We start from the raw sequence: 16,598 nt of genomic DNA on the forward strand, positions 1-16,598 counted from the left end.
CCATGGACCACGTCATCGACGAACTTCTGGACCGCTCCCACCGCCTGGGCGCCGACCCGCGCAACACCAACTACGCCGGCGGCAACACCTCGGCCAAGGGCCACGCCCCCGACCCGGTGACCGGCCGGGACGTCGAGCTGCTCTGGGTCAAGGGCTCGGGCGGCGACCTCGGCACGCTCAAGGAGGACGGCCTGGCCGTCCTGCGCCTGGACCGCCTGCGCGCCCTCGCCGGCGTCTACCCCGGCGTCGAGCGCGAGGACGAGATGGTCGCCGCCTTCGACTACTGCCTGCACGGCCGGGGCGGCGCGGCCCCCTCGATCGACACCGCCATGCACGGCCTGGTCGAGGCCGCGCACGTGGACCACCTGCACCCCGACGCCGGGATCGCCCTGGCCACCGCCCGCGACGGCGAGGAGCTGACCCGGCGCGTCTTCGGCGACCGCGTGGTGTGGGTGCCCTGGCGGCGGCCCGGCTTCCAGCTCGGCCTGGACATCGCCGCCGTCAAGGAGGCCAACCCGCAGGCCATCGGGTGCGTGCTCGGCGGCCACGGCATCACCGCCTGGGGCGCCACCTCGCAGGAGTGCGAGGCCCGTTCCCTGGAGATCATCCGTACCGCCGAGGAGTACCTGGCCGCCCATGGCCGCCCCGACCCGTTCGGGCCGGTGCTCTCCGCGCCGCTGCCCGAGGCCGTACGGCACGAGCGCGCCGCCGCGCTGCTCCCCGTCGTACGCGGGCTGGCCTCCTCCGACGTCCGGCAGGTCGGCCACTACACCGACACCCCGGAGGTGCTGGACTTCCTGTCGCGGGCCGAGCACCCGCGCCTGGCCGCGCTCGGCACGTCCTGCCCCGACCACTTCCTGCGGACCAAGGTCGCCCCGCTGGTCCTGGACCTGCCGCCGGACGCGCCCCTGGACCGGGCCGTCGAGCGGCTGCGCGAGCTGCACGCCGCCTACCGCGCCGACTACACCGCCTACTACGAGCGCCACGCCGCCCCGGACTCGCCGCCGATGCGCGGCGCGGACCCGGCGATCGTGCTGGTGCCCGGCGTCGGCATGTTCTCCTTCGGCAAGGACAAGCAGACCGCCCGCGTGGCCGGCGAGTTCTACGTCAACGCGATCAACGTCATGCGCGGCGCCGAGTCCGTCTCGGCCTACGAGCCGATCCCGGAGTCGGAGAAGTTCCGCATCGAGTACTGGGAGCTGGAGGAGGCCAAGCTGCGGCGTATGCCGCGGCCGAAGCCGCTGGCCGGCCGGGTGGCGCTGGTCACCGGGGCCGGGTCGGGCATCGGCGCGGCGACCGCGCGGCGGCTGGCGGCCGAGGGCGCGTGCGTGGTGCTCGCCGACCGCGACCTGGCCGCCGCCGAGAAGGTCGCCGCCGAGATCGGCGCCGGGGCGTACCGGACGTCCGACGTGGCCGTGGCCGTACGGGTGGACGTCACGTCCGAGGAGGGGGTCGTGGGGGCCGTACGGGCGGCCGTACTCGCCTTCGGGGGCGTGGACCTGGTGGTGAACAACGCCGGCCTGTCGTTGTCGCGTTCCCTGCTGGAGACCACCCTGGACGACTGGGACCTCCAGCACGACGTGATGGCGCGGGGCTCGTTCCTGGTCTCCCGGGAGTGCGCGCGCGTTCTCGTCGAGCAGGGGATGGGCGGGGACATCGTCTACATCTCCTCCAAGAACGCCGTCTTCGCCGGGCCGAACAACCTCGCGTACGGGGCGGCCAAGGCCGACCAGGCCCACCAGGTCCGCCTCCTGGCCGCCGAACTGGGCGAGCACGGCATCCGCGTCAACGGCGTGAACCCCGACGGCGTGGTACGCGGCTCCGGCATCTTCGCCTCCGGCTGGGGCGCCAACCGCGCGGCGGTGTACGGGGTGGAGGAGGAGCGCCTGGGCGAGTTCTACGCCCAGCGCACCCTGCTCAAGCGCGAGGTGCTGCCCGACCACGTGGCCGCCGCCGTCTACGCCCTCACCGGCGCCGACCTCACCCACACCACGGGCCTGCACATCCCCGTGGACGCCGGCGTCCCCGCCGCCTTCCTCCGCTGACGTACCCCTCCACCAACCGCCGGGCGGCGGGCCGCGAAGACCCTCCTCAAAGGGCCCGCCACCCCGCCGCCCGCGCGCCCTTCCTCTCAAAGGGACCTTCACCCCCGCCGTTCCTGCACTGCCGTACGAAGGGGAAATAACCGAAATAGCCGAAATGCGTAAACCGTGGATTCACCCCCGCATCTGTGCGAGACATGAGAAGTGCCCCCCAGCCCCGCACAGAGAAGGCGAACCCTCGTGTCAGCACCGCTGTCCCGTCGCACGTTCCTCCACCGAAGCACGGCCGGCGGCCTGGGCCTGGCCCTGGCGGGCAGCGTGGAGGCCATCGCCGGCCCCGGCCCCGCCCGCGCCGCCACCCGCGGCGAGGCCGGCTACGGCCCGCTCGTCCCCGACCCCGCCGGCCTGCTGGCCCTGCCCGCCGGGTTCTCCTACACCCTCGTCGCCGAGAGCGGCCGCACCCTCCTGGACAGCGGCGAGCCCACCCCCAGCGACCCCGACGGCATGGCCTGCTTCACCGGCCGGAACGGCACGGCCCTGGTCTGCAACCACGAGATCGGCGGGAGCGAGCCGTACCGGGTGCCCGCCCTGCCCGGCCTCACCTACGACCCCGGCGCGGGCGGCGGCACCACCACCATCGAGGTGAGCCGCCGGGGCGCACGCCTCAGGGAGTACGTCAGCCTGGCCGGCACCCACAACAACTGCGCCGGCGGCCGAACCCCCTGGAACACCTGGCTGACCTGCGAGGAGACCGAGCAGCGCGCCGGCGGCGCCTTCCAGCGCGACCACGGGTACGTCTTCGAGGTGGACGCCTTCGACCAGCGCGCCAACCAGGACCCGGTCCCCCTGAAGTTCCTGGGCCGCTACTCCCACGAGGCCGTCGCCGTGGACCCCCGTACCTCCGCGATCTACCTGACCGAGGACGCCAACACCCCGCACGGCCTGTACTTCCGCTGGACCCCGCCGTCCGGGTTCCGCGGCGGCAAGGGCGCGCTGCGGGCCCTTGCCACCGCGCCCGGCGGCGACACGGCGGGCCGCTTCCAGGCGATGAGCTGCTACGACGGCTCCCGCCAGATCGCCGACCTGTCGCAGGCCACCGCCCCCGGCACCCGGTACGGGGTGCGCTGGGTGGACGTCCCCGACCGCGACGCCCGTACGGTCTCGGTGCGTTCCCAGTTCGCCGAGGGCCAGGTGACCCGCTCACGCAAGCTGGAGGGCGCCTACTGGGGCGACGGCGGCGCGTACTTCGTGGCCAGTTACGCCCGCGCCGCCGACGGCAGCCTCAACGAGCACGACGGCCAGGTGTGGTTCTACGACCCCCACGCGCGGACGGTCACGCTCAAGACCGTCTTCGGCCTCAACCCCGACCCCGCCCAGGACACCGCCTTCGACGGCCCCGACAACATCACCGTCTCCCCGTACGGCGGCGTGATCCTGGCCGAGGACGGCGAGGGCGTCAGCCACCTGGTCGGCGTCACCAGGCGGGGCACGCCCTACCCCCTGGCCCGCAACGAGCTGAACGAGAGCGAGTTCACCGGCCCCACCTTCGACGCCGGCGGCTCGACCCTGTACGCCTGCGTCCAGTCCCCCGGCCACGTCTTCGCCGTCACCGGTCCATGGCGACGTCCTCACGAGTAGGCCGCGACCATCCCCACGACCGTCAGCAGCGCCCCGGCGGCGGTGATCACGCAGCCTGCCGCGACGGCGGTCCGCCTGGCCCGCCGCCGTGCCCCGGACCAGTACAGCAGCACGTAGGGCAGGAACCCGATCCCGCCCAGGCCCACCGCGGGCAGCGCCAGCGCGGCCAGCACGCCCTTGGTCCCGTCCGGCGCCGCCCGGTCGCCCTCGGGTGTGAGCCGCGCCCGCAGCACGTCGCCCGCCTCGGAGTCGGGGGAGGCGTCCACCGCGACGGCCGGGCCGCCGGAGTCGGGGGTGAAACGTCCCTTGCAGTCGTAACGGCCGTGGCCGAGGTCGGCGCAGGAGAGCACGGTCAGCGTCCCCGGCGTGCCCGTACGGCCGGTGGCCAGCCGCAGGTCCGGCACCGCGAGCACGGCCGGCAACACGCACATCCCCACCCAGAGCAGGACGAGGACGGCACGCCCGAACGGCCCGGGGCCGCGCCCGCGCGCGGGGGTGACGAACGTGAGATCGGGCAGGAAGTCGCTCATGCCCGCCAGCATCCCGCCCGCCACTTGGGGCTGGCCTGGAAGGCACTGGGATATGGCCCCTTCGGCGGCGCGGGCCGTCTCAGCTTGCATAATCATCCTCTTGAGTGCATCATCTTCACAAGTAAAGTCATGAGATAGGGTGCATAAATATGCAGGAGGGTCGAATGAGGGCAGCGATCGCGGGAGCCAGCGGCTACGCCGGAGGTGAGCTGCTCCGCCTCCTGCTCGGCCATCCCGAGTTCGAGATCGGCGCGCTCACCGCCGCCTCCAGCGCGGGCAGCCGGCTCGGCGCCCACCAGCCCCACCTGCCGCAACTCGCCGACCGCGTCGTGGAGGAGACCACCCCCGGCGTGCTCGCCGGGCACGACGTGGTCTTCCTCGCGTTGCCGCACGGCCACTCGGCCGCCGTCGCCGCCCAGCTCGGCGAGGACACCATCGTGGTCGACTGCGGCGCCGACCACCGGCTCGCCGACCCCGCCGCCTGGCAGGAGTTCTACGGCGGCGACCACGCCGGCACCTGGCCCTACGGCCTGCCCGAGCTGCCCGGCCAGCGCGAGGTGCTGAAGACGGCCCGGCGCATCGCCGTACCCGGCTGCTACCCGACCTCGGTCCTGCTGGCCCTGTCGCCCGCCTTCGCCGCGGGCCTGGCCGCGCCCGACGTCGTCGTGGTGGCCGCCAGCGGCACCAGCGGCGCGGGCAGGTCGGCCAAGACCCACCTGCTCGGCAGCGAGGTGATGGGCTCGGTCAGCGCGTACGGCGTGGGCGGCGTCCACCGCCACACCCCCGAGATGGAGCAGGGCCTGTCCGCCGTCGCCGGCGCCCCCGTACGCGTCTCCTTCACCCCCACCCTGGCCCCCATGAGCCGCGGCATCCTGGCCACCTGCACCGCCCCCGCCGCCCCCGGCCTCACCCGCGAGTCGCTGCGCACCGCCTACGAGGTCGCGCTGAAGGCCGAGCCGTTCGTCCGGCTGCTGCCCGAGGGCGTCTGGCCGGCCACCTCCATGACGTACGGCGCCAACACCGCCGCCCTTCAGGTGACGCTCGACGAGCGCGCGGGCCGCGTGGTCGCCGTCATCGCCATCGACAACCTCACCAAGGGCACGGCCGGAGGCGCGATCCAGAGCGTCAACCTCGCCCTCGGCCTGCCGGAAGAGCTCGGCCTTCCCCTGACAGGAGTTGCACCATGAGTGTCACCGCCCCCTTGGGCTTCCGGGCCGCCGGCATCGCCGCGGGCATCAAGTCCGGCGACGCGCGCGACCTGGCCCTCGTCGTCAACGACGGGCCCAGCCGCGCCGCCGCGGGCGTCTTCACCGCCAACCGCGTCAAGGCCGCCCCCGTGTTGTGGTCGCAGCAGGTCCTGTCGGGCGGACGGCTGCGCGCGGTGGTGCTCAACTCCGGCGGCGCCAACGCCTGCACCGGCCCCGAGGGCTTCCAGGACACCCACGCCACCGCCGAGAAGGTCGCCGAGGTCCTCGACGACAGCGCGGGCGAGATCGCGGTCTGCTCCACCGGCCTGATCGGCGAGCGGCTGCCGATGGAGGCCCTGCTGACCGGCGTACAGACCGCAGCGGGCCAGCTCAGCCGCGACGGCGGCCTGGCCGCGGCCGACGCCATCCGCACCACCGACACCGTCTCCAAGATCTCCTTCAAGCGGGCCGACGGCTACATGGTCGGCGGCATGGCCAAGGGCGCCGGCATGCTCGCCCCCGCCCTGGCCACCATGCTCTGCGTGATCACCACCGACGCCGACCTGACCAGCGAGGAGCTGGACACGGTCCTGCGCGCCGCCACGGCCAGGACGTTCGACCGGCTCGACTCCGACGGCTGCATGTCCACCAACGACACCGTGCTGCTGCTGGCCAGCGGTGCCGCCGGGGTCAGGCCCGACCTGGCGGAGTTCGGGCAGAAGGTGCAGGAGGTCTGCGCCGACCTGGCCAGGCAGCTCCTCGTGGACGCCGAGGGCGCCTCCAAGGCCATCGCCGTCGAGGTCGTCGGCGCCGCCTCCGAGGACGACGCCGTCGAGGTCGGCCGCACCGTCGCCCGTTCCAACCTGCTCAAGTGCGCCATCCACGGCGAGGACCCCAACTGGGGCCGCGTCCTGGCCGCCGTCGGCACGACGAAGGCCGTCTTCGAGCCCGACCGCGTCAACGTCGCCATCAACGGCATCTGGATCTGCCGCGACGGCGCCGTCGGCGACGACCGTTCCAAGGTGGACATGCGCCCCAGGGACGTGACGATCACCATCGACCTGTCGGCCGGCCGCCACAGCGCCACGATCCACACCACCGACCTGACCGCCGAGTACGTCCACGAGAACTCGGCGTACTCCTCGTGAGGGCCGTCACCGCCGCGACCAAGGCCGAGGCGCTGATCGAGGCCCTGCCCTGGCTGACCCGCTTCCACGGCGCGACCGTCGTCATCAAGTACGGCGGCAACGCCATGACCGACGAGGCGCTCAAGGAGGGCTTCGCCGAGGACGTCGTGTTCCTGCACCACGCCGGCCTGCGCCCGGTGGTCGTGCACGGCGGCGGCCCGCAGATCAGCAGCGCCCTCGACCGGCTCGGCATCGAGTCCACCTTCACCGCCGGCCTGCGGGTCACCACGCCCGAGGCCATGCAGGTCGTCAGGATGGTCCTGGTCGGCCAGGTGGGCCGCGAGATCGTCGGCCTGGTCAACCGGCACGGCCCGTTCGCCGTCGGCATGTCCGGCGAGGACGCCCGCCTGTTCACCGCCGAGCGCAAACCCGCGATCGTCGACGGCGAGCCCGTGGACATCGGCCAGGTGGGCGAGATCGTCAAGGTCGATCCCGGAGCCGTGCGCGCGCTGATCGACGACGGCCGCATCCCGGTCGTCTCCAGCGTCGCCACCGGCGAAAACGGAGAAATCTACAATGTAAATGCGGACACCGGGGCCGCCGCGCTGGCCGTGGCCCTGCAGGCCGAGAAGCTGATCGTGCTCACCGACGTCGAGGGCCTGTACGCCAACTGGCCCGACGACACCGACGTGATCGACCAGCTCGACGCCGGCGAGCTGGAGAAGCTGCTGCCCGCCCTGTCCAGCGGCATGGTGCCCAAGATGGAGGCGTGCCTGACGGCCGTACGCGGGGGAGTGCCGCAGGCGCACGTCCTCGACGGCCGGGTGCCCCACTCGATGCTGCTGGAAATCTTCACCAACGAAGGAATCGGAACCATGGTGATGCCCTGATGAGCCTCCACAAGCGGTTCGAGCAGGCGTTCATGCCCAATTACGGCGTTCCCCCGATCGCCCTGGCCCGCGGCGAGGGCACCCGCGTGTGGGACGTGGACGGCAGGGAGTACCTCGACTTCATCGGCGGCATCGCGGTCAGCTCGCTCGGCCACGCCCACCCCGCCCTGGTCGAGGCGGTCTCCAAGCAGGTCGCCACGCTCGCCCACACCAGCAACCTGTTCCTGCACGAGCCCGAGGTGCTGCTCGCCGAGCGGCTGCTCGGCCTGCTCGACGCCCCCGCCAGGATCTTCTTCGCCAACTCCGGCACCGAGGCCAACGAGGCCGCCTACAAGCTCGCCGTCAAGTACGGCAAGCGCGAGGGCCGCTCCTACTTCGTCGCCGCCGAGAACGGCTTCCACGGCCGTACCATCGGCGCCCTGTCGCTGACCGGCAAGAAGGCCATCCGCGACCAGTTCGGCCCGTTCCCGGTGGACGTGCGCTTCGTCCCGTACGGCGACGCCGACGCGCTCAAGGAGGCCGTGACCGGCGACTGCATCGCGGTGTTCCTGGAGCCGACGCAGGGCGAGGCCGGCGTGGTCCCGCCGCCCGACGGCTACTTCGAGGCCGCCCGCCAGATCTGCGACGCGACCGGCGCGCTGCTGGTCGCCGACGAGATCCAGTCGGCGATCGGCCGTACCGGCCACTGGTTCGCCCACCAGGCCGACGGCGTCACGCCCGACATCCTGACCCTGGCCAAGGGCCTGGGCGGCGGCCTGCCGATCGGCGCGTGCGTCGGGTTCGGCGAGGCCGGCCGGCTGTTCGACAAGGGCGACCACGGCTCGACCTTCGGCGGCAACCCGGTCTCGTGCGCGGCGGCGCTGGCCGTCCTGGACAACCTCGACCTCGGCCACGTCAAGTCGGTGGCCGCCGGGCTGCGCGGCGGGCTGGAGGCGATCCGCCACCCGCTGCTGAAGGGTGTGCGCGGGCGCGGCCTGTGGCTGGCCGCCGTCCTGAAGGAGGAGCGCTCGGCGCAGGTCCAGCAGGCCGCCGCCGAGGCGGGCTTCCTGGTCAATGCCCTCCAGCCGGACGCCGTACGCCTCGCGCCCCCACTGGTGGTCACCCACGAGGAGGTCAACGCCTTCGTCGAGGCGTTCCCCGCGATCCTCTCGGAGGCCGCGGCGTGACCAGACACTTCCTGCGCGACGACGACCTGACACCCGAGGAGCAGGCGGAGGTCCTCGACCTGGCCGCCGCCATGAAGAAGGACCGGCTCGGCTACCGGCCGTTCGAGGGGCCGCGCAGTGTCGCCGTCCTGTTCGACAAGCCGTCGGCCAGGACCCGCGTCTCCTTCCACACCGGCATCGGCGAGCTCGGCGGCCTGCCGCTCGTCGTGGACAACGTCTCGGTGCTGATGGGCAGGGGCGAACCGGCCGCCGACATCGCCCGCGTGCTCGACCGGCAGGTGGCCGCCATCGTCTGGCGCACCACCGGCCAGCACCTCGTCGAGGAGATGGCCGCCGCCTCGTCGGTGCCCGTCGTGAACGCGCTCACCGACGACTTCCACCCCTGCCAGATCCTCGCCGACCTGCAGACCGTCCGTGAGCGGCTGGGCAGCGCCGCGGGGCAGACCCTGACGTACGTGGGCGACGGCGCCAACAACATGGCCCACTCCTACCTGCTGGGCGGCGCCACGGCCGGCATGCACGTACGGATCGCCGCCCCCGCCGGCTACCAGCCCGACGCCGTGATCCTCGGCCAGGCCGCCGCCATCGCGGCCAGGACCGGCGGCTCGGTGGTCGCGCTGACCGACCCGGCCGCCGCCGTCCAAGGGGCGCACGTGGTCACCACCGACACGTGGGTGTCGATGGGACAGAGCGGCAAGGACGAGCGGGTCGCCGCGCTCATGCCGTACCAGGTGAACGCCGAGCTGCTGGAGCACGCCGCGCCCGAGGCGATCGTCCTGCACTGCCTGCCCGCCTACCGCGGCCTGGAGATCACCGCCGACGTCCTCGACGGCCCGCGCAGCGTCGTGTGGGACCAGGCGGAGAACCGGCTGCACGCCCAGAAGGCCCTGCTCCACTGGCTGGTGACGCGCGGATGACCATCCCGATGACCAAGGCCGCGCGGCAGGCGAGGATCACCGACCTGCTGCAGCGGAAGGCGGTGCGCTCGCAGCCCGAGCTGGCCAAGCTGCTGGCCGAGAGCGGCGTCGAGGTCACCCAGGCCACCCTCTCCCGCGACCTGGACGAGCTCGGCGCGCTCAAGCTGCGCGCCGACGACGGCTCCCTGGTGTACGCGCTGCCCGGCGAGGGCGGCGACCGCATCCCCCTCACCAGGACCGGCGGCGGCGGCGAGACCCCGGCGGCACGGCTGCACCGCATCGCCGAGGAACTGCTGGTCGCCGCCGAGGCCTCGGCCAACCTGGTCATCGTCAGAACCCCGCCGGGCGCCGCCCAGTTCCTCGCCTCCGCCATCGACCACGCCGACTGGGAGTCGATCCTCGGCACGGTGGCGGGCGACGACACGATCCTGGTCATCAGCCGGGACCCGTCGGGCGGCCAGGCCGTCGCGGAGGCGCTGCTGCGCGTGGCGGACCGACGTGGTTGACCCGGCCGGGATCACGGCCTGCCCTGACGCCAAGAAGGACTGAGTTGCACTATGGTCGCGTGGGAAATGGAGGAGATGACGGTGAGTGATGGCAAGCCGATGCGGCTGTGGGGCGGACGCTTCGAGAGCGGTCCGTCCGACGCGCTGGCCCGGCTTTCGGTGAGTGTGCACTTCGACTGGCGGCTGGTGCCGTACGACCTGGCGGCGTCCAGGGCGCACGCCCGCGTGCTGCACAGGGCGGGGCTGCTGACCGACGAGGAGCTGGAGCGCATGATCGGTGCGCTCGACGACCTGGAGGCCGCCTGCAAGGCGGGCGAGTTCCGCCCGACCGTGGCCGACGAGGACGTCCACACCGCGCTGGAACGCGGCCTGCTGGAGCGTCTCGGCTCGCTCGGCGGCAAGCTCCGCGCCGGCCGCAGCCGCAACGACCAGATCGCCACCGACCTGCGCCTCTACCTCCGCGACCACGTGCGCACCATCGTCTCCCGCCTGGTCGAGCTGGAGACCGCGCTGATGGCCCAGGCCGAGCAGCACGCCGAGACCGCCGCGCCGGGCATGACCCACCTGCAGCACGCCCAGCCGGTCTCCTTCGGCCACCAGCTCCTGGCCCACGTGCACGCCTTCACCCGCGACGTCGACCGGCTCACCGACTGGGACAAGCGCGCCGCGGTCTCCCCGCTCGGCGCCGGCGCCCTGGCGGGCTCCTCGCTGCCGCTCGACCCGCAGGCCGTGGCCGACGAGCTGGGCTTCTCCGCCGCCGCGCCCAACTCGATGGACGCCGTCGCCGACCGCGACTTCGCCGCCGAGTTCCTGTTCGACGCGGCCATGGTCGGCGTGCACCTGTCGCGGCTGGGCGAGGAGATCGTCCTGTGGGCCTCGCAGGAGTTCCGCTGGATCGAGATGGACGACGCCTACTCCACCGGCTCGTCGATCATGCCGCAGAAGAAGAACCCCGACGTCGCCGAGCTGGCCCGCGGCAAGTCCGGGCGGCTCATCGGCAACCTGATGTCGATGCTGACCACGCTCAAGGGCCTGCCGCTGACCTACAACCGTGACCTTCAGGAGGACAAGGAGCCGGTGTTCGACTCGGTCGACACGCTGCTGCTCGTCCTGCCCGCGATGGCCGGCCTGGTCGCGACCATGCGCGTCAACACCGCCCGCATGGAGGCGTCCGCGCCCGACGGCTTCGCCCTGGCCACCGACCTGGCCGAGCTGCTGGTGCGGCGTGGGGTGCCGTTCCGCGAGGCGCACGAGGCCGTCGGCCACCTGGTGGTCTGGTGCCAGGTCAACGACAAGGACCTCGGCGACCTCACCGACGACGAGCTGGCCAAGGTCTCGCCGCACCTGACGCCCGACGTACGCGACGTGCTGAGCGTGCCCGGCGCGCTGGCCGCCCGCAAGGCCCACGGCGGCACCGCGCCCGACCGCGTACGCGACCAGCTCGTCGCGCTGCGCGAGGCGGTCGACGCGCAGGCGGCATGGGCCGCGGGGAGCTGAGCGCCGCGCCGCTGCCGCGGAGCTTCTTCGACCGGCCCTCGCACGAGGTCGCGCCCGACCTGCTCGGCCGCGTCCTCGTGCACGGGCCGGTCGCCGTACGCCTCACCGAGGTCGAGGCGTACGGCGGCCCCGGCGAGGACCCGGCGGCCCACACCTACCGCGGCAGGACCCCTCGCAACGCCGTCATGTTCGGCCCGCCCGGCCACCTGTACGTCTACTTCACCTACGGCATGCACTTCTGCGCGAACCTCGTCTGCCTGCCCGAGGGGTCCGGCTCGGCCGTGCTGCTTCGCGCCGGCGAGATCATCACCGGTCTCGACGAGGCCCGCGCCCGGCGCGCCCCCGCCCTCGCTCCCGACGGCCGCGGGCCCGCGACCGGCAAGGCGAAGGTGGTGCCGGACCGCGACCTGGCCCGCGGCCCCGCCAGGCTGGCCGTCGCGCTGGGCCTGCTGCGCGAGCACAACGGCCTCGACGCGATCTGGGAAGGCTCACCCGCCGCCCTCCCACCCCTCGCCGAAGACGGGACCGGGCACGGGACCGAAGACGGGACCGGGCACGGCACCGGGCACGCCGCTTGGCTCACCGGACTGCCCCACGGTTTCGCGGCCGTCCTCGAAGGCCGCCCCGCCGGCCCCGGCACGATCAGGTCAGGCCCGCGCACCGGCGTGTCGACCGCCAAGGACACCCCGTGGCGGTTCTGGGTCGGCGACGACCCGACCGTCTCGCCGTACCGCGTTCACGTGCCGCGCCGGCGCAGCTCCGCGGCCACCTCCGTCGGGGAGGCGCCCAGCTCGTGAGCGCTGAAGACGTGCAGATGGTCGCCGGTGTCGATCTCCAGCATCTCGCTGCGCAGCCCGTACCGCCTGCGCACGTCCACCTTGACGTCCTCGACCGCCTCCCACGGCACGTGCCGCCGTCCGGCGAACCCGTGCACGACCGTGATGCCGCTCGCGTCGGCGGCCAGCCGCACCGGCACCAGCAGGTCACGCAGCCCCATCCCGCCCACCAGCACGGCGGCGGGCACCGCCAGGATCACCCCGCGCACGTCCCCGGCGGCCCACCAGAACACGGCGAGCCCGGCGCACACCAGAGCCCCTAAGATCTTGAAAACGGCCAGCTCGCGACGGACCCTCCACATGGACACCGAGCGTATCCAAGTGGCGCGCACACGCACCGATCGGGCAGGCTAAAGGCACCGACATCCGACCCAGGGAAGCCATCACCGTGACCGACATCATCGACGACCTCGCGTGGCGAGGATTGATCGCCCAGTCCACCGACCTCGACGCCCTGCGCGCGTCCATGGCCAAGGCGCCGATCACGGTCTATTCCGGCTTCGATCCCACCGCGCCGTCCCTGCACATCGGTCACTTCGTGCCGCTGCTCACGCTGCGCCGCCTCCAGGACGCCGGCCACCACCCGATCGGGCTCGTCGGCGGCGCCACCGGCCTGATCGGCGACCCCAGCGGACGCAACACCGAGCGTTCGCTCAACTCCGCCGAGATCGTCGCGGAGTGGGTGGAACGGCTGCGCGGCCAGGTCGGCAAGTTCCTCGACTTCGACGCCGAGGCCAACCCGGCCCGCCTGGTCAGCAACCTCGACTGGACCGGCGAGCTGAGCGCCATCGACTTCCTGCGCGACATCGGCAAGCACTTCCCGGTCAACCGCATGCTGGCCAGGGAGTCGGTCTCCGCCCGGCTGGCGGGGGAGGGGCTGAGCTACACCGAGTTCAGCTACCAGATCCTGCAGTCCAACGACTACCTGGAGCTGTTCCGCCGTTACGACTGCACCCTGCAGATCGGCGGCAGCGACCAGTGGGGCAACATCACCGCGGGCGCCGACCTGATCCGCCGCGTCGAGGGCGGTCACGTGCACGTCCTCACGCAGCCGCTGATCACCAAGGCCGACGGCACCAAGTTCGGCAAGACCGCGGGCGGCGCGCTCTGGCTCGACCCCGAGATGACCTCGCCGTACGCCTTCTACCAGTACTTCCTCAACTCCGACGACCGTGACGTGATCCACTACCTGAAGGTGTTCACGTTCCGGAGCCGCGAGGAGATCGAAGAGCTGGAGAAGGCGGTCGCCGAGCGGCCCTTCGCCCGCGAGGCCCAGCGCACGCTGGCCGAAGACCTCACCGAGCTGCTGCACGGCCGGGCGGAGCTCGACGCCGTGGTGGCCGCGTCCAAGGCGCTGTTCGGCCAGGGTTCGCTGGACGAGCTGCACGCCGCAACCCTGGCGGCCGCCCTGGCGGAGGTCCCCAAGGCCGCCGTCCCCGAGCTCGGCGCGGCCTTCGTCGACCTGCTGGCCGACAGCGGCCTGGTGGAGTCGAAGTCGGCGGCCAGGCGCGCGGTCAAGGAGGGCGGCGCGTACCTGAACAACGTCAAGATCACCGACGAGTCGTACGTGCCCGCGGTCTCCGACCTGCTCGCAGGCCGGTTCATGGTCCTGCGCCGCGGCAAGAAGTCGATCGGCGGGGTCGAGGTCGGCTGACCGGCGAGGCGGGCTCTCCGTGATGAGCCCGCCTCTCCGCTCATTTACGTACGAACAGGGCCACCGTCAGCCCCGGCAGATCCGCCGAGTGCTTGACCGACACGGCCTCGAACCCCGCCCGCTCGACCTGCCCCACCCGCGGCACGGAGTTTCCCTGGAGCCCCGACTGCTTGGTGCCGCGCCACACCACCCACACCCGTTCGCGCCCCTTCAACGCCGCCGCGACATCCGACCTTTCCGGGTAGCCGAAGCCGTCGGGCTCGGGCGCGTCAGCGGCCTTGAGCACGTCGTCGGGCATCGCCGAGTCCGCGTAGTAGCCGAACCCGGCGCGCAGCTGGCTCTGCCCGTACACGATGGCGTCCCCGGGCTCGGCCCGTACCACCCGCAACGCCCACGGGACGTTGTCGAACCGGCCGTTCTCCTCGCGTACCGTCATGTGGTCGGAAACCCCGAGCAGGCCCCCCACCAGCACGATCGCCACCCCGGCCGGCACCGGGAAGCGCGGCACGCCCGCCACGGCCACCCCCGCCAGGAGCGCCAGCGCCGGAGCCGTCACGAACAGGTACCGGTCCACGTACGCCGGCGTCACCAGATGCGAGACCGCGAGCAGCAGCAGCGGCGGCAATACCAGCCACCCCAGCGCCGCCAGGGCCCACCGGCCTCCCTCGCCACGCCCCTCCGACCTCCACAACACCGCCACCCCGGCCAGCGCGACCGCGAACAGCAACACCCCGAGCCCGGTCGCGCCCGCCGCCATCTTGGGGAACTTCAGCCACACCTCCGGACCCCGCTGCGGGATCCAGCTGATCGCATGCCGCTCCCCGAACCCGACCACCCCCAGCACGACCGCGGGCAGACCTCCGACGGCCAGCGCCGCCGCCATCCGCAGCAGCAGCCCGCGCCGGGCCAGCGCGAGATGCGCGGGCAACACCAGCACCGCGAACAGGTGCGTGCAGCACACCAGCGCCACCGCCACGCCGTAGGTCACCCAGCGCCGCCCGCCCGGCCGCTCCACCGCCCGGTGAAGTGCCCAGAACGAGAAGACCACCGCGGCCGCCGCGAAGGCGTATGACCTGGCGAAAGCCCCGTAATAGGAGACCGAGGGCAGGATCGCGAACAGCGCCGCCCCGATGACCCCAGCCCGCGTACTGTGCAGCCGCCTCCCCAGCTCGACCAGGAACCAGGCCGCCACGCCGATCGCCACCGCCGAAGGCAGCCGCAACCACAGCTCGGACGTGCCGGCTTTCACCCAGAAGTGCATGAACAGGTAGTAGGGGAGGAAGTGACCGTCGATGTTCCGGGCCAGCTCCCACAATCCCGCCATCGACCGGGAGGCCGCGCTGATGGTGGCCAGTTCGTCACCGTTCAGGGTGGCCGCCCCCGACCCCGAGAACGCCGCCGCCCCTGCGGCCAAGGCCATCCACCAGGGGGTCGAGGCGCGAGTGCGGGTCGCCGGTGGGGCGGGGGGAACAATTGTGGCGGCAGTGGTCACCGGGGCAGAATACGCGCCCCCACCGCCCCTTTCAGTCCGTACGAGCCCGTCCCGGCCTCGTACGACACCGCGATGCAGTGGGCCATGCCGCGAGGGCTCCTCCCGCCGGCGCATTGGGAGCGGCAAGTCCTTGGCCTACGCCGTCCCCCACTCCGGACAGCCACGCAGCAACCCCACCCGCCGACACCGTTCCTGCCGGCACGCAAACCCCGAACGCCAGCCCCTGTAGGCCAGCCCCTGTCGGCCAGCCCCGTCCCGCGAGCCTTGGCCCATGAGCGTTGGCGCGCGAGCCCAGGCATGCGAGCCCAGGCATGCGAGCCCAGGCATGCGCGAGCCACGGAAGGCCGACCACCCGCCACCATGAGCCGGCCGATCCCCATATGTGCCCCCACGCATCATGGCTCGTCGGGGCGGGAAGCCCCGCTTGCGCGCTTGGCCCGCGCGGGGCGCAGCGACGGCGTGCGGGGCGCTGCGGCAGGGCACGGTCGGTCGCCGTTCCGTCCCTGTTGCGCCATGCTCGCGCCCGGCGATTTGACGTGTCGTGGATCGCGACCTAATCTTTCACTTCGCCCCGGGAGTGAGCCGGACGCCCACCAGGCGGACGGGCCCCCAGGGCAAGCCCCTTGAGATGACAAGCCACCTCGGCCGAGGCGCTTCCACGCGCTTTGGCATGGGTTGTCCTCGGGCGCCCGAACCACGCCGAATAATCGGTTGATTCGACAGGTGCCGGATGACACGGTAAGTTACGAGGGTTGCCTCGGAAGCGAGGCATCCAATCCTAGACAGGTTTGGTTGGTTTTGTTCAAGTCTCCGGATTTGACACGAAATCACCGGGTCTGCTAAGATTAAGAACACGAACGAACGCCTCTGAACGAGGATCCGGGAACGGGTTCTGGTGAGGAAGTACGCGTCCGTTTCTTGAGAACTCAACAGTGTGTTTAAAAGCCAGTGCATGAAAACCATGCATAACCCCGTCACATCTTCGGATGGACGGATTCCTTTTTGGTTGGGATTCAACCACTTTTCCAAGCATTGTTTGGAGAGTTTGATCCTGGCTCAGGACGAACGCTGGCGGCGTGCTTAACACATGCAAGTCGAGCGGAAAGGCCCTTCGGG

Annotated in this window: 14 protein-coding genes and 1 rRNA gene; 12 read left to right on the forward strand and 3 right to left on the reverse strand. The window is 72.2% G+C overall.

Annotated elements, in window-relative coordinates:
* Window positions 1-2: 2 nt before the first annotated feature.
* Window positions 3-2,045, forward strand: a complete 2,043-nt coding sequence (locus IEZ27_RS39770) for a bifunctional aldolase/short-chain dehydrogenase (RefSeq protein ID WP_189651993.1) — start codon at window positions 3-5, stop codon at window positions 2,043-2,045.
* 237 nt (window positions 2,046-2,282) lie between these two features.
* Window positions 2,283-3,680, forward strand: coding sequence for an alkaline phosphatase PhoX (locus IEZ27_RS39775; protein ID WP_229824766.1), 1,398 nt, complete (start codon window positions 2,283-2,285; stop codon window positions 3,678-3,680).
* Here IEZ27_RS39775 and IEZ27_RS39780 read toward each other — a convergent pair.
* A complete protein-coding gene (locus IEZ27_RS39780) occupies window positions 3,671-4,210 on the reverse strand; it encodes a hypothetical protein (RefSeq protein ID WP_189651994.1) in 540 nt (179 codons plus the stop codon). The two genes, IEZ27_RS39775 and IEZ27_RS39780, sit on opposite strands and share 10 nt — an antisense overlap.
* A 164-nt stretch (window positions 4,211-4,374) precedes the next feature.
* Here IEZ27_RS39780 and argC point away from each other — a divergent pair, with 164 nt between their 5' ends.
* The 8 genes from argC to IEZ27_RS39820 all read left to right on the forward strand — a co-directional run bounded on the left by argC (window position 4,375) and on the right by IEZ27_RS39820 (window position 12,297).
* Window positions 4,375-5,397, forward strand: coding sequence for an N-acetyl-gamma-glutamyl-phosphate reductase (gene argC / locus IEZ27_RS39785; protein ID WP_189651995.1), 1,023 nt, complete (start codon window positions 4,375-4,377; stop codon window positions 5,395-5,397).
* Entirely contained in the window at window positions 5,394-6,545 is a 1,152-nt protein-coding gene (gene argJ / locus IEZ27_RS39790; RefSeq protein WP_189651996.1) for a bifunctional glutamate N-acetyltransferase/amino-acid acetyltransferase ArgJ, read from the forward strand. Before argC ends, argJ begins: the two co-directional genes overlap by 4 nt.
* A complete protein-coding gene (gene argB, locus IEZ27_RS39795; RefSeq protein ID WP_189651997.1) occupies window positions 6,542-7,414 on the forward strand; it encodes an acetylglutamate kinase in 873 nt (290 codons plus the stop codon). Before argJ ends, argB begins: the two co-directional genes overlap by 4 nt.
* Entirely contained in the window at window positions 7,414-8,580 is a 1,167-nt protein-coding gene (locus IEZ27_RS39800; RefSeq protein WP_189651998.1) for an acetylornithine transaminase, read from the forward strand. Before argB ends, IEZ27_RS39800 begins: the two co-directional genes overlap by 1 nt.
* Window positions 8,577-9,497, forward strand: a complete 921-nt coding sequence (gene argF / locus IEZ27_RS39805) for an ornithine carbamoyltransferase (RefSeq protein ID WP_189651999.1) — start codon at window positions 8,577-8,579, stop codon at window positions 9,495-9,497. The genes IEZ27_RS39800 and argF overlap by 4 nt, the downstream gene beginning before the upstream one ends.
* A complete protein-coding gene (locus IEZ27_RS39810) occupies window positions 9,494-10,003 on the forward strand; it encodes an arginine repressor (RefSeq protein ID WP_125635743.1) in 510 nt (169 codons plus the stop codon). Before argF ends, IEZ27_RS39810 begins: the two co-directional genes overlap by 4 nt.
* 75 nt (window positions 10,004-10,078) lie before the next feature.
* Window positions 10,079-11,500 carry an argininosuccinate lyase gene (argH, locus tag IEZ27_RS39815; protein WP_189652000.1) on the forward strand — a complete coding sequence of 474 codons (1,422 nt, stop codon included), beginning with the start codon at window positions 10,079-10,081 and terminating at the stop codon, window positions 11,498-11,500.
* Window positions 11,482-12,297: a DNA-3-methyladenine glycosylase gene (locus tag IEZ27_RS39820; RefSeq protein ID WP_189652001.1), complete on the forward strand. Its 816-nt coding sequence runs from the start codon at window positions 11,482-11,484 to the stop codon at window positions 12,295-12,297. The genes argH and IEZ27_RS39820 overlap by 19 nt, the downstream gene beginning before the upstream one ends.
* Here the strand turns inward: IEZ27_RS39820 and IEZ27_RS39825 are convergent.
* On the reverse strand, window positions 12,237-12,638 hold the full coding sequence (locus IEZ27_RS39825; protein ID WP_125635749.1) for a PH domain-containing protein: 402 nt from the start codon (window positions 12,636-12,638) through the stop codon (window positions 12,237-12,239). The two genes, IEZ27_RS39820 and IEZ27_RS39825, sit on opposite strands and share 61 nt — an antisense overlap.
* 86 nt (window positions 12,639-12,724) lie before the next feature.
* On the opposite strand from IEZ27_RS39825, the gene tyrS reads away from it, so the two are divergent.
* A complete protein-coding gene (tyrS, locus tag IEZ27_RS39830) occupies window positions 12,725-13,990 on the forward strand; it encodes a tyrosine--tRNA ligase (protein WP_189652002.1) in 1,266 nt (421 codons plus the stop codon).
* Between the two features lie 40 nt (window positions 13,991-14,030).
* On the opposite strand, the gene IEZ27_RS39835 is transcribed toward tyrS, so the two are convergent.
* A complete protein-coding gene (locus tag IEZ27_RS39835; protein WP_189652003.1) occupies window positions 14,031-15,410 on the reverse strand; it encodes a glycosyltransferase family 39 protein in 1,380 nt (459 codons plus the stop codon).
* 1,105 nt (window positions 15,411-16,515) lie between these two features.
* Between IEZ27_RS39835 and IEZ27_RS39840 the strand changes: the two genes are divergently transcribed.
* A 16S ribosomal RNA gene (locus IEZ27_RS39840) occupies window positions 16,516-16,598 on the forward strand; the annotation flags it as partial.

Source organism: Nonomuraea spiralis (assembly GCF_014648435.1).
Classification (GTDB): domain Bacteria; phylum Actinomycetota; class Actinomycetes; order Streptosporangiales; family Streptosporangiaceae; genus Nonomuraea; species Nonomuraea spiralis.